Raw genomic sequence first — 20,285 nt, 5'->3', positions numbered from 1 at the left:
GGCTGTCAGGCGCTCGCCAAATCCTTGAGCCGGGCGAGAAGTTTGGCCCGGCTCATCGCGAAGTTCCCATCGAGCCATTCCTGCTCGAGCTTGCCGAGAACCTCCCCGACCCGGGGGCCGGCGGCAATGCCTGCGGCAAGCGCATCCGCCCCGCCGAGCGGGAAAGCCGGCCGCTTCCATTTCGTCGTTCGCTCCAGCAATTTGCTAAGCCGCGCAGCGCGCGCCATATCCTCGAAATCGCCCTCCGCCTTGCCCCGCGCGATAGCAAGCGCAAGCTTCAGTCGCGCGACAACGCCCGATGCATCATGGCGATAGAGCAAGCGATCGAAGGCCGCTTCCGACATGTCGTCCTTGATCGCGGGCATGTTTGCCCAGGCCTGCAGACAGGCCGCCTCGGCCTTCGACATGCGCAGCCGCTCGGCGAGCTTGGCAAGTCTCTCCGCATCCGGCGGCACGATGGCGGCGAGCCGCAACAAGGGATCGGACGGCCAGCCGAGCGCCTGTTCGGTGGTTACGAGCGCCGGAATGGCATCGATCCCCCATTTCTCCGTTTCCGGCAGAACCTCGGTCAATACCCCCACCTGGCGCATCCAGAGCAGCGCACGGCCCGGATCCTTGGCTGCAAGAAGCTTCTTCATCTCCGACCAGACACGCTCGGCCGACAGCGCGGCGATCTTGGACCGGGCCGCCGCGCAGGCGCGCAGCCCGTCCGCATCCGGCCGGCCGCTGCCGTAGTGCGCGAAGAAACGGAAGAAGCGCAATATGCGCAGATGATCTTCGGCAATCCGCGCCGCGGCATCGCCGATGAAGCGGATATTGCGACGCAAAAGATCGGCAAGCCCGCCCACCAGATCGAGCACCTCGCCATCGACCGAGGCATAGAGAGCGTTGATCGTCAGGTCCCGCCGCTCGGCATCGGCCTGCCAGTCCTCGCTGAAGGCGACGCGGGCGCGGCGTCCGTCCGTCTCGACATCCCGCCGCAAGGTCGTGATCTCAAACGGTTTTCCGTCGATGATCAGGGTGACCGTGCCATGCGCGATGCCGGTTGGCACCGCCTTGATGCCAGCCGCAGCCGCTCTTTCGACAACGGCCTCCGGCAGCAATGTCGTGGCGATATCGATATCGGCGACCGGAAGCCCCATGAGGCTGTTGCGCACGGCGCCGCCGACGACGCGGCCCTCGCCGCCATCGGCATTCAGCAGCGATAGCGCCCGCTGCAGCGCCTCATCCCGGAACCAGGCCTCACCGGCAACGGACGTCATGAATAGAGCCTTTCGTAAAGCGTGCGGACGATGCCCGCGGTAATGCCCCAGATCATGCGCTGCCCATAGGGCATGCGATAGAAATGACGCTCGATCCCCTGCCACAGCATGGTATCCGTCGCGTGGTGGCTGGGGTCCATCAGGAAAGACAGCGGCACCTCGAAGGCATCCTCGACCTCGGTCGGATTGAGAGCCAGATCGAAGCCGGGCTTCACTACGGCAAGGATGGGCGTGATGCGGAAGCCGGTCGCTGCAAGATAATGCGGAAGCCGCGCGACGGGCTCTATGAAGATATCGGCAAGCCCGATCTCCTCTCCCGCCTCGCGCACGGCGGCCATTTCCGGTGAAGCGTCTTCGGGATCGACCGCACCGCCCGGAAAGGCGATCTGGCCGGAATGCTTGCGCAAGGTCGACGTCCGCAGCGTGAAGATCACCTTGGCGTCGTCGCCGGTGTCGACAACAGGCACGAGCACCGCCGCATCCCGCAGCTTCAGACCCTCGACCTGCAATATCGTTTCGGGATTGAGGAGATGATCGCCGTGATCGCGCCAGGCAAGCTCAATGGGGCCACCGCTCTGATTGAGGGCACGCCGCCGAAATTCATCCGCGGAATAAAGGGGGAATTCGCTCATCGCGTCAGCGCATCCAATTCGGCAACCGGCATCACGGGAAAGATAGAGCTGCCGGAGCGCACGCAGAAGATCTCCCGGCCGGCGATTTCGACGGGCTCGCCGAGTTCCACGAGATCATACATGACCGCGCGCGTCACCAGGGCTTCCAACCGACCGCGAACATGCAGATAGGGTTTCAGCTCGTCGTTCTCGCCGCGGATGACGAAACGGATCGGATGCTCCCTGCCCGCCTCGACGACATCACCGACATTGGTGCGGAAAGTCAGCACGCGTCTGCCATCGCGCTCGTTCACGCTCATCTCGACGGCGACGAACGGCGCGTCGACGACGCGGATCCCGACCTTTTCCACAGGCGTGACGAGGTAGGTCTTCTCGTCCTCGTCCTTGCGCAGCACTGTGGAAAACAGGCGCACCAACGGCGCGCGGCCGATGGGCGTGCCGAGATAATACCAGGTGCCGTCGGCCCTGATTTCCATGTCGATATCGCCGCAAAACGGCGGATCCCAGCGATCGACGGGCGGTAGGCCCTTCTTGCGGCCGCCGCTGTCGCCGGCGGCGCGCGAAATCAGCGCCGCGAGACTCGCCGCATCACCGGTTGCCTTGATTTCCTCGGTTGCCATTCTTCCGTCCCGGTTCGCCGTTAGTCACGAATACGACAGTTTCTCACGAGATAGTCATTCGAAACGTGCTTGTCAGCCGTCTTCGTGGCGATAAGTTGTATTGGTTATGAAGCAAATGTGTAAGGTCTGCGAATCGCGCGCGCCGTTTTTCTGCCATTGGAGATGCAAATGGGCATGATCAAATCGACCGAAACGAGCCTCGACGAGCAGGCGATCATTGCATCAGCCGAGAAGGCGCTGAGCGATATCGCCAACATACGCGAAGAGGTATCGAAGGTCATTTTCGGCCAGGAAAGCGTCGTGGAGAATACGCTGCTTGGCGTGCTCGGGGGCGGTCACGCCCTGCTTGTCGGCGTGCCGGGCCTTGCAAAGACCAAGCTCGTGACCACGCTTGGCGCCGTCCTCGGCCTTGCCTCCAGCCGCGTGCAGTTCACGCCCGACCTGATGCCCTCGGATATTCTCGGCTCCGAAGTCATGGATCAGGACGAAAGCGGCCGCCGCTCCTTCCGTTTCGTGAAAGGCCCGGTCTTCGCGCAGCTGCTGATGGCAGACGAAATCAACCGCGCCTCGCCGCGCACGCAATCGGCGCTGCTGCAATCGATGCAGGAGTATCACATCACCATCGCCGGCCAGCGGTATGACCTGCCCGCGCCCTTCCATGTGCTGGCAACGCAGAATCCGCTGGAACAGGAAGGCACCTATCCGCTTCCGGAAGCCCAGCTCGACCGCTTCCTGCTGCAGGTCGATGTCGACTATCCGGAACTCGCAGATGAGCGCCGTATCCTGCTCGAAACCACCGGCGTCAGCGAAGCGACGCCGCAGGCCGTCATCGATGCCGCGCGCCTGCTGGAGATTCAGCAATTGATCCGTCAGATGCCCGTGAGCGACGGCGTCGTCGACGCGATCCTGTCCCTGGTGCGCTCCGCCCGACCCGGTCAGGGCAACGCCTCGACCGACAAGCACGTCGCCTGGGGCCCTGGCCCTCGCGCCGGCCAGGCGATGATGCTCTGCGCCCGCGCCCGTGCACTTTATGAAGGCCGGCTTGCGCCGTCGATCGACGATGTGCATGCGCTGGCCGAGCCCGTGCTCGAACATCGCATGGCGCTGACCTTTGCCGCTCGCGCCGAGGGCATGTCCGTGCGCGATGTCATCGCAGGGCTGGTAAAGCAGTCGAGAACCTAAGCTGGATGTCGAGGAGAGTATAGCGCGTGGCATCCATCGGACAGATCGTCAGACCGACTTCAGGCAACGATGCCCTCTCCCGTGCCCGCAGTCGCGCCGCCCTCGTGCCGGATTGCCTCGTCGAAGCCAAGCGCATCGCCAACACGGTCATTGCCGGATGGCACGGCCGTCGCAAGCGCGGCATCGGCGAGAATTTCTGGCAGTTCCGCCCCTATAGCGAAGGCGAAAGCCTTTCGCGCATCGACTGGCGCCGCTCGGCCCGCGACGATCATACCTATATACGCGATCACGAATGGGAAGCCGCTCATACGATCTGGCTCTGGGCCGATCTGTCGCCTTCGATGATGTACAAATCGACCTATGGCCATGCTTCCAAGGAAAGCCGCGCGTTGGTGCTGATGCTGGCGCTCGCCGAAATCCTCTCCCGTTCCGGCGAACGCATCGGCTGCCCCGGCATCATGGAACCGGTCTCGACCCGCAATGCCGCCGAGCGGCTGGCAGCGGCCCTGATGCACACGCCGCTCGAAGGCGGCCTGCCGCAGACGGCGATGATCCGTGGCTGGAGTGATATCGTATTGATCGGCGATTTCCTGGATGATGCCGATAGTGTCATGAGCCGGATCGGGCCTCTGGCGCGCCGGGGGTTGCGTGGCCATGTCGTCGAAGTCGCGGATCCCGCCGAGGAAATCTTCCCCTATAGCGGCCGCACCGAATTCAGCGACCCCGAAACGGGCTCGAAGCTGATCGCCGGGCGCGCGGAAAACCTGCGTGACGATTATCAGCGCGCCTACCTCGCGCGCCGCGAAAGTCTCGGCCAGTCGCTGCGCCATCTCGGCTGGACCTTCCTGAGCCATCGCACCGACCGGTTGGCATCGGAAGCGCTTGTCGCCGTGCATATGTATCTTTCCGGCATGCCGGCCAAGGTGGCGTCGGGAGGGCAGCCATGAGCGGTCTTTCCTTCGCCTTCGCCTCGCCTGCCATCCTCGCGGCATTGATCCTGCTTCCCGCGATCTGGTGGCTCCTGCGCCTCACGCCGCCGCAACCGCGCGCGGAAGTCTTCCCGCCGCTGCGCATTCTCGCGACGATTCTCAAGCGCGAGGAAACGCCGGCGCGCAGCCCCTGGTGGCTGACGCTGCTGCGCATGCTGCTGGCCGCCCTCGTCATTCTCGCCATCGCCAACCCGATGTTCAATCCGCGCACCAACACGCTGTCGGGCAGCGGGCCGCTGGTGTTGATGATCGACAATAGCTGGGCAAGCGTCTCGGACTGGGAGCGTCGTGTTCGAACCGCGGACGCGCTGATCGACGATGCCGACGCCAAGGGCATTCCCGTCTCGATCGTCTTCACCGCCGAACAAGGCAATGACGCTACGCCCGGCGCTGCGACAGCGGCCCGCGACAAGCTGCATGCGATGAATCCAAGGCCGCTGGTCCCCGACCGCCAACGTGCCGCTGACGCCGTGAAGGCAGCACTCAACGGCAAACCCGGCACGATCGCCTTCATCTCCGACGGCATCGAGAGCAAGGACAAGGACGATATCGTCAGCCGGCTCGCCGCCTTGCAGCCGAGCGAACTACGGCTGATCGAAGGTGACGGCAGCGATATTCTGGCGATCACCGGTGCGGCCAATGCCTCCAAAGACATGACCGTGACAGCGACGCGGCTGAACGGCGCCAACCCGCTGCGCCTGGGGCTCACGGCGCAGGACAGCCAGGGTCGGCCGATCGCCGCCGGTTCGCTGACCTTTGCCGGCGGCCAGACGGTCGCCACCGGCTCCATCGCCGCTCCCTTCGAAATGCGCAACGATTTTGCCCGTATCGGCATCGACCGGAATGCCAGCGCCGGCAGCGTCTATCTGCTCGACGATGGCTTCCGCCGCCGCCGCGTAGCGCTCCTCTCCGGGCAGGCCGCCGACGAATTCCAGCCGATCCTGTCGCCGCTCTACTACATCCAACGCGCCCTGCAGCCTTATGCCGACCTGATCCAGCCCAATAGCGCCGATCTGGCGAAATCGATCCCCGAATTGCTGGCCGGCAATCCATCGGTGATCATCATGGCCGATGTCGGCCGCCTGCCGCAAGAAAGCTATGCGCCCCTGCAGCGCTGGATTCAGAATGGCGGAACGCTCGTGCGTTTTGCCGGTCCGCGCCTTGCTGCAGCGCCTGCCGATGATCCACTCGTGCCCGTGACGCTCCGGCAAGGCGAGCGTACTTTCGGCGGCGCACTCTCCTGGGCCGAGCCGCAGCCGCTCGCGGACTTCCCCTCATTCGGCCCCTTCGCCGGCATGCCGAAGACGATCAATGTGTTGGTCAAACGGCAGGTTCTGGCCGAGCCGACGCCGGATCTTGCCGAACGCACCTGGGCGAGCCTTGCAGACGGAACGCCACTGGTCACCGAGAAGCAGATGCAGGCCGGCCGCATCGTACTGTTCCACGTCAGCGCCGAACCGCAATGGTCCGACCTGCCCATCTCGGGCGACTTCGTCGAGATGCTGCGGCGCATCGTCCAGCTGTCGCGCTCCGGCGGCGTCACGTCGACGCAAGGCACCGCCAAGGCAACCGAGGCCATGCCGCCATATCGGCTCCTGACCGCCAAGGGCGTGCTGACCAGCGAGATCGGCAGCGCCCGGCCGCTCGAACCGAACAGCAAGGAAACGGCCATCGCCAATTTCGACAATCCGCCGGGCCTCTACGGCTCCGAGGAGGGCTTTACCGCGCTTAACGTCCTGCCTCGTGGCGCCGAGCTCAAGCCGCTGGACGCGTCGGCTGCCGGTACGGTGGCACGGGAAGGCTTGATCGGCGGCGAGGCATGGTCGGCTAAGCCGATCCTCTTCACCCTCGCCTTCCTCATCCTTTTGGCCGACAGCCTGATCGTGCTCTTCATGAATGGCGCCTTTCCTCGCCTGGGCAGTTCGACGAAGACCATCGCCGGCGGTGCAGCGATGCTGATGCTGGCCGTCTCGGTCGCGACCTTCCTGCATCCGGCGAGTGCCTTGGCCGACGATTCCAAACCCGGCGACGACACCATCTATTCGCGGCTCGACAAGACGCATCTTGCCTATGTCGTCACGGGCGAATCCGACGTAGATCATGTTTCCGAGCGCGGCCTCGCCGGCCTTTCGGACTACCTCACATATCGCACGACATTGGAGCCAGGCCCGCCGGTGGGGCTGGACCCCGCCAAGGATGAGCTCGCCTTCTATCCGCTCATCTACTGGCCGATATCGGCGACGGCGCCGATGCCGTCCAACGACGCTATCAACCGCATCGATGCCTATATGCGCAATGGCGGCACCGTGCTCTTCGACACGCGCGACGCCCTCGACACCATGGGCGACACGTCGACGCCGAGCCCGAACGGCCAGCGGCTGCAGCAGATCCTCGCCAATCTCGACATTCCGCCCCTCGAGCCGGTGCCTGCGGGTCATGTGCTGACCAAGTCCTTCTACCTGCTGTCAAGCTTCCCCGGCCGCTATGCCGACAGCCCGCTCTGGATCGAGGCGCGTCAGGATACGCGCCGAGACGGCAATGCCGTGGCTTCCTCGGATGGCGTGACGCCGATCATGATCACGGGCAACGACTTCGCCGGCGCGTGGGCAGTGGACGACAACGGCGCGCCGCTGTTGCCGACCGTGCCCCCCGACGAGACCCAGCGCGAATATGCCTACCGTACCGGCGTCAACATCATGATGTACATGCTGACCGGAAACTATAAGTCCGATCAGGTGCACATCCCGGATATCCTGCAACGGTTGGGGCAGTAAGATGAATATCGGTTTTGCCCCGTTCCTGCCCTGGCCCGTGCTATCAGCGCTCGCGGTATTGACGCTCGCCATCGCGGCGCTTGCGATCTACCGGCGCCTGCGTGGGAGCTGGATCCGCGCGCTCGCCGCCTTCGCCCTGCTGGCAGCACTCGCCAACCCCGTGCTGATGCAGGAAGACCGCGATCAGCTCACGACCATCGTTCCCGTCGTCGTCGACCGCAGCCTGAGCCAGGACACGCCGGAGCGCGCCAAGATGACCGACGATGCCCTGGCGATGCTCAAGGATCGTCTGGCGCAGTTTCCGCGCATAGAGCCCCGCATCGTCGAGGCGCGCGATCCAGCGGAATCGGATTCGCCATCGACGCGGCTTTTCGCGGCCCTCTCCTCGGCGATCGCGGACGTGCCACCTGCCCGGATCGGTGGCGCGATCTTCCTGACCGACGGTCAGATCCACGATATCCCCGGCGTGAACCAGCAGCTCGGTTTCGACGCGCCCATCCACGGGCTGATCACCGGCAAGCCGAATGAATTCGATCGCCGCATCGAAATCGTGCGCGCCCCCCGCTTCGGCATCGTCAACGACGAACAGCAGCTTGTCCTGCGTGTCGTCGACGACGGCAAAAGCCCGGGCGGCACCGCTGCCGTGACCGCAAAGATGAATGGCGACGAGATCGCGACGCTGCAGGCAACGCCGGGCCAGGATACGCCCTTCAGCTTCAAGGTGCCGCGCGCCGGCAACAACGTCCTCGAATTCTCCGTGGCCGAAGTGCCGGGCGAGGTCACACCCATCAACAACCGCACGGTCCAGCTGATCGAGGGCATTCGCCAGAACATGCGCGTCCTCCTCGTCTCAGGCGAGCCGCATGCCGGTGAACGTGCATGGCGCAACCTGTTGAAATCGGACGCCTCCGTCGACCTCGTGCACTTCACCATTCTTCGCCCGCCGGATAAGCAGGACGGCACGCCGATCAACGAACTGTCGCTGATCGCCTTCCCGACGCGCGAACTCTTCGTCGACAAGATCAGCTCTTTCGACCTGATCATCTTCGACCGTTACCAGGATCGTCAGAACGTCCTGCCGACGATCTATTATGACTACATGGCGCAGTACGTCGAAAACGGCGGTGCGTTGCTCGTCGCAGCCGGCCCCGAACACGCAGCCGGCAATTCGATCGCGCTCACCCCGCTCGCCTCGGTGCTGCCGGCAGAGCCGACCGGCCAGATGATCGAGAAGCCGTTCTATCCGCGCCTTTCGGAGCAGGGTCGCAAGCATCCGGTAACGCGCGGCCTCGACGGATCCGACACCGAGCCGCCGCATTGGGGCCGCTGGTTCCGCAGCGTCGATGTCGAAAAGCCGCAGGGGCAGACCGTGATGGTCGGCGCCGACAACAGCCCGTTGCTGGTGCTCAACCGTGTCGGTCAGGGCCGTGTCGCCATGCTGCTCTCCGATGAGGGCTGGCTCTGGGCACGCGGCTTCGAAGGCGGCGGCCCGCATGTGTCGCTCTACCGACGCATTGCCCACTGGCTGCTGAAGGAGCCGGCGCTGGAAGAAGAAGCACTGACGGCAAACGCCGCCGGCCGTACGCTGGAGGTGACTCGCCAGACCGTCGGCGACGACCCCGGCCCGGCCACGATCAAATCGCCCTCCGGCAAGACGCAGACATTGCAACTGAAGCGGACGCAGCCGGGCCTCTATCAGGCCGAGAAGCACATGGACGAGATTGGGCTTTACCAGATCGCCAATGGCAGTCTCTCGACGCTCGTCCATATCGGCGCGATCGACGCTCCTGAGTTCAAGGCAATGATCTCGACCACCGAGACTCTGAAGCCTTTGGCGCAAAAGACCAAGGGTCTCGTCACCCGTATCGCCGGCGCCAATGGCGGCGTCACGGTCCCGCAGGTGCTGCCGGTGCGCGGCGCCGTCCGCGTTGCCGACGGCCAGCGCCTGACCATCCGCATGACCGACGAAACCGTGCTGAAGGGGATCAATTCCCTGCCCCTGTTCGCAGGCTTTGCCGGTCTTGCCGCCCTGCTCTTTGCCTTCTCCGCCACCTGGTGGCGCGAAGGACGGTGAATGCGATGACACACCTCGATGTGACCGATACCCCCTCCGAAAGCGAACTTGCTGCAATCAGTGAGGGTCTGACCGCTTTTAACGCCGCCGATGTCGGCCCCTCAAAACGCCGCCCGCTCGCCGTGCTGATCCGCGACGAAAGCGGCAAGACTATCGGCGGCATTTCGGGCTACACGGCCTGGGGCTGGTTGTTCACCGCATGGCTGTTCGTGCCGGAAACGCTGCGCGGTCAGGGCATGGCCGGAAAGCTCCTCGAAGCGGCGGAAGCGGAAGCAATGGCCCGCGGCTGCCAAGGCGCTTGGATCGACACCTTCAATCCGCAGGCGCTGCGCGCCTATCAACGGCAGGGCTATGTCATCTTCGGCGAATTGCCGGAATTTCCCACCGGCCGCAGCCGTTTCTTCCTGCAGAAAAAGCTATCGCCCCGCTGATGACAGCGGGGCGACGGTTTTCGCTTCTATTGCAAAACCTTAGACGGCGATCTTGCCGCCGCCGGCCTTGGTGATGGCCACGACAGCCGGACGGACAGGCATGTCCGGCTTGAAGTCCGGCCAGCGCGTCGACAGGTCCTCGTAGTAGGACGGACGGCCGTGACCGGACCAGTCATCGCCACCATCGCCCGGGTGCTGCACGGCAACGAAGGCCGTCTGGTCATCCGGCAGGAAAAGCGGGCCGCAAAGTTCGGCACCGACAGGCACGCGATAGAACAACTTCGAGGTCGCACGCGCAGCGCCTTCCGTATCGACGGCCCAGAGACCATCGGTACGGCCGGTCGCCTTGTTGCTGTTGCCGTCGGTCGCCACCCAGAGACGCCCGGCAGCGTCGATCGAACAGTTGTCCGGCATGCCGAACCAGCCGTTCTTCGTCGTGTCGGTGGAGAAGGAGGCACCCACAGAGGCGACGGAAGGATCGCCGCACTTCAGCAGCACTTCCCATTTGCCTGACGTCGCCGAGAATTCGCCGCCGTCCTCGCTGATTTCGATGATGTGACCAAAGGCGTTGTCGGCGCGTGGGTTGGCGGTATTCACCTGTTCCGCCTTGCGCTTGGTATTGTTGGTCAGCATCACATAGACCTTGCCGTTGACGGCATTGGGTTCGATGTCCTCCGGGCGGTCCATCTTCGTCGCCCCGAGCAGATCGCCGGCGCGGCGGGTTTCGATCAGCACGTCGGCCTGGCTCGTAAAGCCGTTTTCCGTCGTCAGCGGACCCTGTCCGAACGTCAGCGGCAGCCATTGCAGCGCGCCGTCGTCGGCGAACTTGGCGACATAGAGCGTGCCGTTGTCGAGCAAGTCGAGGTTGGCGGCGCGGTCAGCCTCGTTATAGGCAGCAGCGGTCACGAACTTGTAGACATAGTCGAAGCGTTCGTCATCGCCGAGATAGAAGACCACGCGGCCATCCTTCGAGATGATGTTGGCAGCGCCCTCGTGCTTGAAGCGTCCGAGCGCCGTGCGCTTCTTCGGTACCGACTGCGGATCAAAGGCGTCGACTTCGACGATCCAGCCAAAGCGGTTGGGCTCGTTCGGTTCCTTGCCGAGGTCGAAGCGGTCGTGGAAGTTCGCCCACTCATATCCGCCTTCCGGCACGCCGTAGCGCTTGTAGTTGGCGGCCTCCTTGTGGCCTTCGGGCAGCTTGCCGGAGAAATAGCCGTGGAAGTTTTCCTCGGCCATGATGTAGGTGCCCCAGGGCGTTACGCCGCCGGCACAGTTGTTGAGCGTACCGATCACCTTCTTGCCGCTGGCGTCTGCCACCGTCTTCAGCCGCTCGTCGCCCGCTGCCGGGCCGGTGAGCTGCATCTCGGTCATGGTCGTGATGCGACGGTTGTACTTGCCATCAGGCACGACCTGCCATTTGCCGTCGACCTTGCGGATCTCGACAATGGTGCCGCCATGGGCTGCCATTTCGATATCCACCTGCTCCTTGCTCAGCGGTGCCTGCTTGATCTTGCCGTCCGCAACGGTCACCAGGCCCGGAAACATCAGGTGCGGATTGGTGTATTCGTGATTGACGACCAGCAGGCCGTGCTCGGACGAGCCGCCGAGCGGGATATAGCCGACATAGTCGTTGTTGTAGCCGAACTGGCGGCGCTGTGCTTCTGCCGTCTGGTTCTTCGGATCGAAGGCAGGTGAGTCAGCGAAAACCGCATCGCCCCAGCGCAGCAGGACATTCGCATCATAACCTTCCGCGACATGATGATCGGCATCGACACCGGCTTCGACCTCCTTGAAAATGAAGGCGGAACCGCCGGCTGCGCGTGCCTTTTCAGCGCTCATCAAAGCAACGGGCCCCACCGTTGCAGCGATGGCGGAAACGGCGAGCGACCCTTGCAGGAAGCCACGGCGCGAAAAACGACGACTGATGATTTCCCCCATCGTCGGATTGTCGGTGCAGTTTTGTCCCTCCCCGTCGGCTTCTTCGAGCTGACTGGTCGGGAATATGTCTTTCTGTGTGAGATTTCCTGTCATTGCTTTACCCCAAAGTTTAGCAATCGCCCGGAATAGGGCGAGGAAAACTCTTAGGTTGGCTATATGACAGGTCGATGAAAAATGACCGGGCGTCGGAATGCGAGAGCCACGGGCTTAGGTACAACTGTGGATGACACGGCCGCTAGACCGCAATTGCGGTCAGCGGCACCATCTCATTCGCATCTTCGTCTTCGGCAATAACGGCCGGAACAGAACCATCACGCCAGACGATCGAACCATGCAGCCGCTCATGCGTGTCGGCGGCAATCGGCACGACCAGAACGCGATTGGGATCGACCGGACCCGGAAACGTCAGGGCGTTATAAGCAACCTTTTCGAAGCCGAGCGGGCCGTAGTAGGGCGGGTCGCCGACAAGGATGACCGCTTCCGACCCCTTGCGTTTGGCGGCTTCGACAGCAATCCGCACGAGTTCGCGGCCGATACCCTGGTTCTTGTGCGAGGGCCGGACTGCGAGCGGCCCAAGCAGATGCCCCTTGACCGAGCCGGCAAGCACCGGCGTCATGCGCACGGAGGCGATCGTTTCTCCGTCGTCGGCGCAGATGAAGGACAGCGTGCGATCATGCGGCCCCTGCTCGCGAATCCGTGCAGCGGCACGGGTGAACCGGCCGGGACCGAATGCTTCTTCGTTGATGAGTTCGATGACAGCGTCGTGCGACGCATCCTCAGTGAGGTAGACCAGATCGTGCTTGTACATTAGACCAAGGAAACCATATAGACAGACGGAATTGTTCTCGAAGGCGCTCATCGAGCGTTCGGGATCATCGGCGTCGTCGCAGGCTTCTGGTGACTTTCATGACAAGCGGTCCTCAAAGTGTGACAAGCCCGATAGCAGGAAATATCCGGCGCGTCCAATGTAAAATGCGGGCCGCTGCTTGTTGACGCTGATCGTGTCTGCACGATGATGTGACCCAAGTGGAACGCCTCCGATGCCTGCCGATCATGCCAGCAACGCAGTGTTCATCGTTTATCGTCTCGAAATTCGGTCGGCATGCCGTATCTTCGAGGTTAAGTTGGCAGCAGCATTTCCGAAAGGACAGAACAATGGGCATGTTGGTTGACGGCGTCTGGCACGACGTCTGGTACGACACCAAGGAGACAAAGGGCCATTTCAAGCGGGCCGCATCGCAGTTCCGTAACTGGATCACCCCGGACGGCACACCCGGCCCGACTGGAACCGGAGGCTTCAAGGCCGAGGCCGGACGCTACCATCTCTACGTTTCGCTTGCCTGCCCCTGGGCGCACCGCACCCTGATCTTCCGCAGGCTGAAGAAGCTCGAGGATCTGATCCCGGTCTCGATCGTCGATCCGTTGATGCTGGAAAACGGCTGGGAATTCAAAGGGAAAGACGGAGGGACGCTCGATCCCCTTTTCGGCGCCAAGGCGCTTTGGGAAATCTACGTCAAGGCCGATCCGCACTATTCCGGTCGTGTCACGGTCCCCGTTCTCTGGGACAAGCGGACCGGCACGATCGTCAACAATGAGTCAGCCGAAATCATCCGCATGTTCAACAGCGCCTTCGATGCGTTGACCGGATCAAGGGAGGATTTCTATCCCGCAGACCTGCGATCGGACATCGATGCGCTGAACGAGATCGTCTACGACACTGTCAACAACGGCGTCTACAAGGCCGGCTTCGCGACAGCGCAGGAGGCCTACGAGGAAAACACCCGTCGCCTCTTCGAGACGCTCGATATGCTCGACAAGCGGCTATCGACGAAGCGCTAACTGTTCGGAGATCGGCTGACGGAGGCCGACTGGCGGCTGTTCACCACACTCGTTCGCTTCGACGCCGTCTATGTCGGCCATTTCAAATGCAACATCCGCCGCATTGCCGACTATGCGAACCTCTCGGCATATCTGCGCGATCTTTATCAGGTTGCCGGCGTGGCCGAAACGGTGAACCTCGCCCATATCAAGAACCACTACTATCGCAGCCACAAGACAATTAACCCGACGGGCATCGTGCCCATCGGCCCCGACCTTGATTTCGATCGCCCGCATGGCCGGGAGGGATTGGCAAAGGCTGCCTGAGTTGGAACTGGACAAGCCTCGCCGTGGCCGTCGATGGCGAGGCTGATGTCACCAATAGTTCGAGGGAGGCTCCGCCCCCTCCAGTTCCTTCAGCCGCCTATAGGTCGCCTTGGTCGCGCCCTTGGGAAGTGCGTCGAGAGGAAAGAAGCCGCTTTCGACGATTTCGCGATCCGGCTTGCGCAGCGCGGTCTGCGTTACCTCAACACGGTAGAAGACGACATGGTCGCGTCTGCTGGTGCGGTTGTTGAAATAGACGTGGAAGAGCTGCGGCCTGCCCGATATCACCAGATTGCCTTCCTCCCGCAGCTCCTTCGCAAGCGCCTGCTCCACCGTCTCATGGCGTTCGACACCACCGCCGGGCATGTGCCATCCGGCGATGTAGGAATGCCGCACCAGGAAAATTCGCCCTTCGCCGTCGAAGCAGGCCGCGCGCACGCCGAGCGTCATGCTGCGGGTCAGCGCGAAATAGGTATGCAGCGCAAAGCCGAGCAGCCGCACGCCCAGCCCGCGCTCTTCGTCGCGAGAGATCTCGTCGCTCATGCCTGAACTCCGACGCTTCGTCGATCCGTAATCAGACAGGGGATGTATTTGTTTTGACAATAGAGTGGGCTATGTCTCATCCCATGTTCAAGCTCGCGCATATTTCCGATATTCACCTAGGTCCCCTGCCACGCCTTTCGATCAGAGAACTCGCCTCCAAACGCATTACCGGATTTGTGAACTGGCATCGGAACCGGCGCAAGCACCTTTTTGGCGGTACGCTCGATCTCCTTCTTGACGACATCAAGGCGAAGCAAGTCGATCATCTTGCCGTGACAGGCGATCTCGTCAACCTTGCAAGCGGCATCGAGATCCAAACGGCGGCGGCATGGCTGAAGACGGTCGGCGACCCGCTCGACACCTCGGTCGTTCCCGGCAATCACGATGCCTATGTGCCAGGGTCATATGAGAAAGCCATGCGCGCCTGGTATCCCTATGTCAGGGGTGATCGCGCGCCGGCAGAATGGCCGGAAGACCAGCATATCTTCCCGTATCTGCGCGTTCGCGATCAGGTTGCGCTGATCGGCTGCTCCACAGCCTTCGCCACGCCTCCGTTCGCCGCCAGCGGCTTTTACTCCGCCCGCCAGGCGCGCGAAACGGTGAACTTGCTTCGCGCCGCCGGCGATGCCGGGCTCTTTCGCGTCGTCATGATCCATCACCCGCCGATCCGCGGCGCGACCAGCTTCTACAAGCGCATGATCGGTATTCGCCGCTTTGCGGCCGCCATCTCGACGGGCGGCGCCGAACTGGTCCTTCACGGCCATACGCACCTCAACACCGTGCATTGGCTGCGCGGACACACCGGCCCGGTGCCGGTCGTCGGCATCGCTTCGGCCTCGCAGGGCGCCGGCGGATTGAAGCCGCGCGCCGCCTACAATCTCTTCGCCATTGCCGGTCGCCCCGGCGCCTGGGAACTGAAGGCTGAACGCTACAGCCTCGATGCCAGAGGCGAGGGTGTCGAGGCCCAAGGCGTCGATATTCTGGCGCTATGATCTCGTGTTTTGTGTCCACCGACCGCGTCGTTTCGGTAGCGTTTTTGAAGATACGGAGCTACAATCGAACCATCGGATTCCCGGAGGATAGCATGGGTTTTAAGGTCGCCAAGAAGAGCTCCGCAATGATGGCGCTTACGGCCGGATTTTTGCTCACCGCCAGCCTGCATGCCTTCGCCGCCGGTTCGGAAAACGACGAAACGGCGCCACCACCGAAGAGCAAGACCACGACCGAGTGCACAGACGGCAAGGTGTGGGACAAGGACAAGAAGGAATGCGTGAAGCCGAAGGAAAGCGGCTTCAACGATGATCAGTTGTTCCAGGCTGCGCGCGAATTCGCCTATGCCGGCCAGTACGACAACGCCATCACTGTCCTGAAGCTCGCCAAGAATCAGGACGATCCCCGCATCCTCAATTATCTCGGCTATTCCAACCGCAAGGCCGGTCGTATGGAGCTCGGCATGAGCTACTACCGCAAGGCCCTGCAACGCGACGAAAACTATATTCTTGCGCGCTCTTATATGGGACAAGCCCTCCTCGCGCAGGGCGATGTCCAGGGCGCGCGCGTGCAGCTTGTCGAAATCCGTGACCGTGGCGGTGAAAATACCTGGGCATATCGCTCGCTGCTGCAATCGCTGAAGGGCCAGGTCACCTATTAGGGCATGCGGGGGCGCGGGGCCTTGACGGCACGGCGCTCGAACGACGGCAGGCAAGTGCGCGAGCAATTTTTGAAGACTTGCGAAACGGCATAGAAATGGTTCATACCAACACAGGACGATCATTCCGCTCGCATGACCTTTCACAAGGGAAAGGCCGTCATTTGCGGAAAGGCATCGCCAGTGTGACAACCTCCAACACCTCTCTGGAACGACCATGCCCACGCCGGTAGCAGCCATCGACATCAGACGCGATCTGGTCGGCCTTCTCCCGAAGCTTCGCCGCTTCGCGGTGACACTCACCGGCGATTTGACCGATGCGGACGAACTCGTCCAGAGCGTCTGTCAGCGCGGCATCGCTAAATTCCATCTTTGGAACGGCGGTGGCAAATTGGAAAGCTGGCTCTATACGATGGCCCGACACCAATGGGTCGACGAAGCCCGGCGCCACAAGCTGCGCCCCGCCGCCAAAGGCAGTGCCCTGGAACAGGGCGAGCCGGCGGCATCGGCTACGCATACCAATCCGGTGGAAGACGGAGAAGCGCACCGTTTGGTCACATCTTTGCCCGAAGGACTTGCCAGTGTCTTCCTGCTGGTCGAAGTCGAAGGGCATAACTACAAGCAGGCGGCCGATATTCTCGGCATTCCCTTGTCGGCAGTGACATCGCGGCTCTCCAGCGCCCGTCTCTATCTTGCCTCCCAAGGCCACAGCCGCTCGTCTCGAAGGTTTTAAGCATTGCAGGACATGAAGAAAATGCCGCTCGAAGTTCGTTTGTCCGCCTTCATGGATGGCGAGACGAGCCGCGAAGAGAAGGACGAGCTGGAAAAGCTCATTGCTTCCGATCCTGACGCACGGCGGATTTTCGATGAACTGAAGCACGGCTCCGATGTCGGCCGCAAGGCTTTCGACGAAGTGTTGAAGGAACCGGTGCCGCTGGCACTTGTGCGGTCCATCAAGAGTGCGCAGCCTCCTAAGACGCGCGACCCCTCCCCCCGTCTTGCCCGGCCATCCCTGAAACTTGCCCCGACCGGCAGACAGTCGCTTGCGGCCGCCCTCATCCTGTTCGCGCTCGGCGGCGGCATCGGCTATTTCTTCGGCATGCAGCCACCGGGCATGCCAGCAGCCGCGCCGCCCACTCCGGCGCAGACATCGACGCGCAACTGGCTGGATGACATTGCCGCCTACCATCGCATCTATTCGCGCCAGCCGCACCATATGGTCGAACTGCAAGCGAGCGAGCTGGATGAGATCAGCAAGTGGCTGTCGAGCACGGTGGGCGTCAAGTTCAATTTTCCGGATCTTGCCGCCGACGGCCTCGTGTTCCAGGGCGCACGCATGTTCGTTGCCGGCGGCAAGCCTGTCGGCCAGCTGATCTACAAGAACCTGGATGGTGACGTCGTCGCCATCTGCTTCACCAAGATCGACGGTGCGTCGAATGACGACAATTTCGACGAGACCATCAAGGACGATGTCAGCATCGTATCCTGGCATCGCAATGGCGTGACCTATGCAGTCGTCGGCCCCTCGTCGGATGCGATGCTCGACCAGATTGCCAACAGGGTATCCTCGGAAATCTAAAAAGCATTCTCTCGCTTTGCAGCTTGCGGCTGCCAGCCAGCCGATGGATAATGGGTGGCGGTCAATCGCATTGGATTATATTCTCGCTGGAGTTTCACCATGTCCGACATTCTGCTGACCATCCCGGAAATCGACAGTCGAATTGCGGCAATAAGGGAAAATCTGCGCGAGCTGATCGAGCAAGCCACCGCCTTTTCCGGCGCGGCGGACGAAGAACGGACGTCGGATCGCATCGCCGAACAGGAAGAAGAGCTCGAGCGGTTGACGAAACAGCGCGACGTCCTCGCCCAGCAAAAATCCTGAGCGCGCCATAAGCACGTGTCGTTACTCGGCATCGGCTTTGACACCTCTGAAATCATGGTCCGTTCTGTGCTGCCGGCGCATTGCTTGGCTGCGGCGCAATTTCTGCTGACATTGGCGCCGATACACGCTATAGAGGCAGCAGCGACCATGAGGAGAGCACTTTGATGAAAACCCACGGCACAGGAAACCACCGCTGAAAAGCAGTGCCGTGAAGGACTGCTTGTTCGGTCCGCCCATCAGATTGCTATTTCCCGCCCTCGGAGGGCACTCATGTTTCGTCGCTTTGAAGAGTTCGTCGATCCGTTCCAGGATTATGGCGAGCTGAAGCCATCGTCGCGGACGTGGCGGTATCTCATCACCAACCTTCGCCCTTTCCGAACTGTCATGGCCATGAGCCTGGCCTTGACTGTCATAGGCGCTGCCATCGAAATCTGGCTCATCGGCTATACCAGCCAGCTTGTGGATAATCTGGCAGCAGCCAGACGGGATGAGTTCTGGGCATCGCAAGGCACCGGGCTGCTGGCCGCCGCCGCGCTGGTGTTGATCGGCCGGCCGCTTGCGGGCTATCTTAGAGAGAGCCTTGACGACATCGCATTCAGGCCGAATGCCGAGACGCTGTTCCGCTGGCGCGCGCATCGTCATGTGCTCAGACAATCAGTCGGCTGGTTCCGCCAGGATTTCTCCGGGCGCATCGCCAGCCAGGTGCGCGACATCGGTACGTCGGCGACAGGTGCTGCCTATGCCGTGCTGCACACCCTGTCCTTCGTCACGATCTATGTCGCCGGCTCGCTCTGGCTGATGGCCTCGATCGATCCGCGCCTGATCTGGCCGCTGATCGTATGGCTCTGCTGCTATCTTGGCATGATGGCCTTCGTCATCCCACGGTTGCGCCACGCGTCGGAGAACTTCCAGGGAGCCAATGCCGCTCTTGCGGGCATGACGGTCGACACCTACGCCAATATCGACCTCATAAAGCTCTTTGCCGACGCGCAAACGGAGGATCGTGAAGCCCTGCAGCGCTTTGCCACCGCGCGCGAAACCTTCGTTCGCGTGCAGAAACTCGAGGTCACGGTCAATTCGAGCATGCTGTTCCTCGGCAGTTTCCTGATCGTCGCATTGGTCGGCTATGCCGTGATCCTATGGCAGTCCGGCGGCGCGCCGCTCGGACTTATCGCGGCCTCGCTTGCCCTGAGCTTCCGCATCACGGGCATGGCGGAATGGATGCTGGATGCCGTTTCCTCTCTGTTTGCCCATCTTGGCGCGATGCGGCAATCGCTGCTGACCGTGGCGCAGCCTCTCTCGATCGAGGATGCGCCCGGGGCACACCCGCTTGCTATCGATCGCGGCGAGATCGCCTTCAAGCAGGTCACCCACCATTACGGCAAGGGTGATGGCGGTCTGGACGGCGTTTCCCTGCGGGTTGCGGCGGGCCAGAAGATCGGCCTTGTCGGCCGCTCGGGCACGGGCAAATCCACCCTCGTCAACCTGCTGCTGCGTTTCTTCGACCCGGAGTCCGGCTCCATCGAAATAGACGGCCAGGATATCCGCCGCGTGACGCAGGAAAGCCTGCGCCGGCAGATCGCCATGGTAAGCCAGGAGGCCACTCTTCTCCACCGCTCCATTCGCGACAACATCGCCCACGGCAATGCCGGCGTTTCAGAGGCCGCGATTGTCATGGCCGCCGAAAATGCCGCCGCCGACGGTTTCATCGCCAGCCTGCGGGACCATGAAGGGCGGACCGGCTATGACGCCCATGCCGGCGAGCGCGGCGTCCAGCTTTCAGGCGGCCAAAGGCAGCGCATAGCGATCGCCCGCGCCATTCTGAAGGATGCGCCGATCCTGATCCTGGACGAGGCGACGTCGGCGCTGGATTCGGAAGTGGAAGCCGCCATCCAGGACACGCTCTACGGCATCATGGAGGGCAAGACGGTCATCGCCATCGCCCACCGACTGTCGACCATCGCGCGGATGGACCGCATTGTCGTCCTCGACAGGGGTCGTATCGTCGAGGACGGCACCCACGCACAGTTGCTCGCCCGCAACGGCATCTATGCCGCGCTCTGGGCACACCAATCCGGCGGCTTCATCGAAGCCGACGATCCGGCAGCGAGCTGATACGCAACAAAAAATCCCCTCGGCGTGACCGAGGGGATTTTAACAGAAGGCGG

The 20,285-nt window shown here is 62.4% G+C and carries 17 protein-coding genes and 1 pseudogene; 12 read left to right on the top strand and 6 right to left on the bottom strand.

Translation table 11 applies throughout. The annotated features are described in order from the left end of the window. Positions 1-5 precede the first annotated feature (5 nt). The 3 genes from FHT29_RS04555 to FHT29_RS04545 are packed head-to-tail and all read right to left on the bottom strand — an operon-like array spanning position 6 to position 2,514. Entirely contained in the window at positions 6-1,262 is a 1,257-nt protein-coding gene (locus tag FHT29_RS04555) for a CCA tRNA nucleotidyltransferase (protein WP_047562672.1), read from the bottom strand. Further along, positions 1,259-1,894, bottom strand: coding sequence for a CoA pyrophosphatase (locus tag FHT29_RS04550; protein WP_037194745.1), 636 nt, complete (start codon positions 1,892-1,894; stop codon positions 1,259-1,261). The genes FHT29_RS04555 and FHT29_RS04550 overlap by 4 nt, the downstream gene beginning before the upstream one ends. After that, positions 1,891-2,514, bottom strand: a complete 624-nt coding sequence (locus FHT29_RS04545) for a DUF1285 domain-containing protein (RefSeq protein WP_047638656.1) — start codon at positions 2,512-2,514, stop codon at positions 1,891-1,893. The genes FHT29_RS04550 and FHT29_RS04545 overlap by 4 nt, the downstream gene beginning before the upstream one ends. Positions 2,515-2,682: 168 nt before the next feature. On the opposite strand from FHT29_RS04545, the gene FHT29_RS04540 reads away from it, so the two are divergent. Genes FHT29_RS04540 through FHT29_RS04520 form a run of 5 tightly spaced genes read left to right on the top strand, consistent with a single transcriptional unit; the run spans position 2,683 to position 9,964 of the window. After that, positions 2,683-3,696, top strand: coding sequence for a MoxR family ATPase (locus FHT29_RS04540; RefSeq protein ID WP_037194750.1), 1,014 nt, complete (start codon positions 2,683-2,685; stop codon positions 3,694-3,696). A gap of 26 nt (positions 3,697-3,722) precedes the next feature. Next, positions 3,723-4,643, top strand: coding sequence for a DUF58 domain-containing protein (locus FHT29_RS04535; protein ID WP_037194752.1), 921 nt, complete (start codon positions 3,723-3,725; stop codon positions 4,641-4,643). Next, positions 4,640-7,459, top strand: a complete 2,820-nt coding sequence (locus FHT29_RS04530; RefSeq protein WP_168599242.1) for a DUF4159 domain-containing protein — start codon at positions 4,640-4,642, stop codon at positions 7,457-7,459. The genes FHT29_RS04535 and FHT29_RS04530 overlap by 4 nt, the downstream gene beginning before the upstream one ends. A gap of 1 nt (position 7,460) precedes the next feature. Next, the gene (locus FHT29_RS04525) at positions 7,461-9,533 is read left to right on the top strand and encodes a membrane protein (RefSeq protein ID WP_037194756.1); all 2,073 of its coding nucleotides are present in this window, start codon (positions 7,461-7,463) and stop codon (positions 9,531-9,533) included. Between the two features lie 5 nt (positions 9,534-9,538). Further along, complete coding sequence (locus tag FHT29_RS04520) at positions 9,539-9,964, top strand: GNAT family N-acetyltransferase (protein WP_047562964.1); 426 nt, start codon at positions 9,539-9,541, stop codon at positions 9,962-9,964. Between the two features lie 39 nt (positions 9,965-10,003). Here FHT29_RS04520 and FHT29_RS04515 read toward each other — a convergent pair whose 3' ends face one another. Further along, positions 10,004-11,995 carry a PhoX family phosphatase gene (locus FHT29_RS04515; protein ID WP_168599241.1) on the bottom strand — a complete coding sequence of 664 codons (1,992 nt, stop codon included), beginning with the start codon at positions 11,993-11,995 and terminating at the stop codon, positions 10,004-10,006. A gap of 142 nt (positions 11,996-12,137) precedes the next feature. Then, a complete protein-coding gene (locus tag FHT29_RS04510; RefSeq protein ID WP_168599302.1) occupies positions 12,138-12,710 on the bottom strand; it encodes an N-acetyltransferase in 573 nt (190 codons plus the stop codon). Between the two features lie 347 nt (positions 12,711-13,057). On the opposite strand from FHT29_RS04510, the pseudogene FHT29_RS04505 reads away from it, so the two are divergent. After that, a pseudogene (locus FHT29_RS04505) lies at positions 13,058-14,047 on the top strand (glutathione S-transferase family protein). A gap of 48 nt (positions 14,048-14,095) precedes the next feature. On the opposite strand, the gene FHT29_RS04500 reads toward FHT29_RS04505, so the two are convergent. Next, positions 14,096-14,494, bottom strand: a complete 399-nt coding sequence (locus tag FHT29_RS04500) for an NUDIX domain-containing protein (RefSeq protein ID WP_234903806.1) — start codon at positions 14,492-14,494, stop codon at positions 14,096-14,098. 164 nt (positions 14,495-14,658) lie between these two features. Here FHT29_RS04500 and FHT29_RS04495 point away from each other — a divergent pair, with 164 nt between their 5' ends. The 6 genes from FHT29_RS04495 (at position 14,659) to FHT29_RS04470 (ending at position 20,232) form a co-directional block, all read left to right on the top strand. Next, positions 14,659-15,579, top strand: a complete 921-nt coding sequence (locus FHT29_RS04495; protein WP_246702982.1) for a metallophosphoesterase — start codon at positions 14,659-14,661, stop codon at positions 15,577-15,579. 92 nt (positions 15,580-15,671) lie between these two features. Continuing rightward, on the top strand, positions 15,672-16,238 hold the full coding sequence (locus FHT29_RS04490) for a tetratricopeptide repeat protein (protein WP_168599240.1): 567 nt from the start codon (positions 15,672-15,674) through the stop codon (positions 16,236-16,238). A 214-nt stretch (positions 16,239-16,452) separates the two neighbouring features. After that, positions 16,453-16,968, top strand: coding sequence for an RNA polymerase sigma factor (locus FHT29_RS04485; protein ID WP_037194773.1), 516 nt, complete (start codon positions 16,453-16,455; stop codon positions 16,966-16,968). 21 nt (positions 16,969-16,989) lie between these two features. Next, positions 16,990-17,814 (top strand): anti-sigma factor, encoded by an 825-nt coding sequence (locus tag FHT29_RS04480; RefSeq protein ID WP_168599239.1) that lies wholly within the window; start codon positions 16,990-16,992, stop codon positions 17,812-17,814. 99 nt (positions 17,815-17,913) lie between these two features. Beyond that, positions 17,914-18,117 carry a hypothetical protein gene (locus tag FHT29_RS04475; RefSeq protein WP_037194776.1) on the top strand — a complete coding sequence of 68 codons (204 nt, stop codon included), beginning with the start codon at positions 17,914-17,916 and terminating at the stop codon, positions 18,115-18,117. Positions 18,118-18,387: 270 nt separating this feature from the next. Then, the gene (locus FHT29_RS04470) at positions 18,388-20,232 is read left to right on the top strand and encodes an ABC transporter ATP-binding protein (protein WP_047562656.1); all 1,845 of its coding nucleotides are present in this window, start codon (positions 18,388-18,390) and stop codon (positions 20,230-20,232) included. Positions 20,233-20,285: the final 53 nt, after the last annotated feature.

Source organism: Rhizobium sp. SG741 (assembly GCF_012275435.1).
Classification (GTDB): Bacteria; Pseudomonadota; Alphaproteobacteria; order Rhizobiales; family Rhizobiaceae; genus Rhizobium; species Rhizobium lusitanum.
This window is presented reverse-complemented; position numbering and strand designations above follow the sequence as displayed.

Excerpts from the sequence above, each read along its gene's own strand:
- FHT29_RS04545 (WP_047638656.1), bottom strand. The coding sequence starts at position 2,514 with ATGGCAACCGAGGAAATCAAGGCAACCGGTGATGCGGCGAGTCTCGCG.
- FHT29_RS04470 (WP_047562656.1), top strand. The coding sequence starts at position 18,388 with ATGTTTCGTCGCTTTGAAGAGTTCGTCGATCCGTTCCAGGATTATGGC.
- FHT29_RS04500 (WP_234903806.1), bottom strand. The coding sequence starts at position 14,494 with ATGACGCTCGGCGTGCGCGCGGCCTGCTTCGACGGCGAAGGGCGAATT.
- FHT29_RS04525 (WP_037194756.1), top strand. The coding sequence starts at position 7,461 with ATGAATATCGGTTTTGCCCCGTTCCTGCCCTGGCCCGTGCTATCAGCG.
- FHT29_RS04530 (WP_168599242.1), top strand. The coding sequence starts at position 4,640 with ATGAGCGGTCTTTCCTTCGCCTTCGCCTCGCCTGCCATCCTCGCGGCA.
- FHT29_RS04495 (WP_246702982.1), top strand. The coding sequence starts at position 14,659 with ATGTCTCATCCCATGTTCAAGCTCGCGCATATTTCCGATATTCACCTA.
- FHT29_RS04475 (WP_037194776.1), top strand. The coding sequence starts at position 17,914 with ATGTCCGACATTCTGCTGACCATCCCGGAAATCGACAGTCGAATTGCG.
- FHT29_RS04480 (WP_168599239.1), top strand. The coding sequence starts at position 16,990 with ATGCCGCTCGAAGTTCGTTTGTCCGCCTTCATGGATGGCGAGACGAGC.
- FHT29_RS04520 (WP_047562964.1), top strand. The coding sequence starts at position 9,539 with ATGACACACCTCGATGTGACCGATACCCCCTCCGAAAGCGAACTTGCT.
- FHT29_RS04550 (WP_037194745.1), bottom strand. The coding sequence starts at position 1,894 with ATGAGCGAATTCCCCCTTTATTCCGCGGATGAATTTCGGCGGCGTGCC.
- FHT29_RS04490 (WP_168599240.1), top strand. The coding sequence starts at position 15,672 with ATGGGTTTTAAGGTCGCCAAGAAGAGCTCCGCAATGATGGCGCTTACG.
- FHT29_RS04515 (WP_168599241.1), bottom strand. The coding sequence starts at position 11,995 with ATGACAGGAAATCTCACACAGAAAGACATATTCCCGACCAGTCAGCTC.
- FHT29_RS04540 (WP_037194750.1), top strand. The coding sequence starts at position 2,683 with ATGGGCATGATCAAATCGACCGAAACGAGCCTCGACGAGCAGGCGATC.
- FHT29_RS04510 (WP_168599302.1), bottom strand. The coding sequence starts at position 12,710 with ATGTACAAGCACGATCTGGTCTACCTCACTGAGGATGCGTCGCACGAC.
- FHT29_RS04485 (WP_037194773.1), top strand. The coding sequence starts at position 16,453 with ATGCCCACGCCGGTAGCAGCCATCGACATCAGACGCGATCTGGTCGGC.
- FHT29_RS04555 (WP_047562672.1), bottom strand. The coding sequence starts at position 1,262 with ATGACGTCCGTTGCCGGTGAGGCCTGGTTCCGGGATGAGGCGCTGCAG.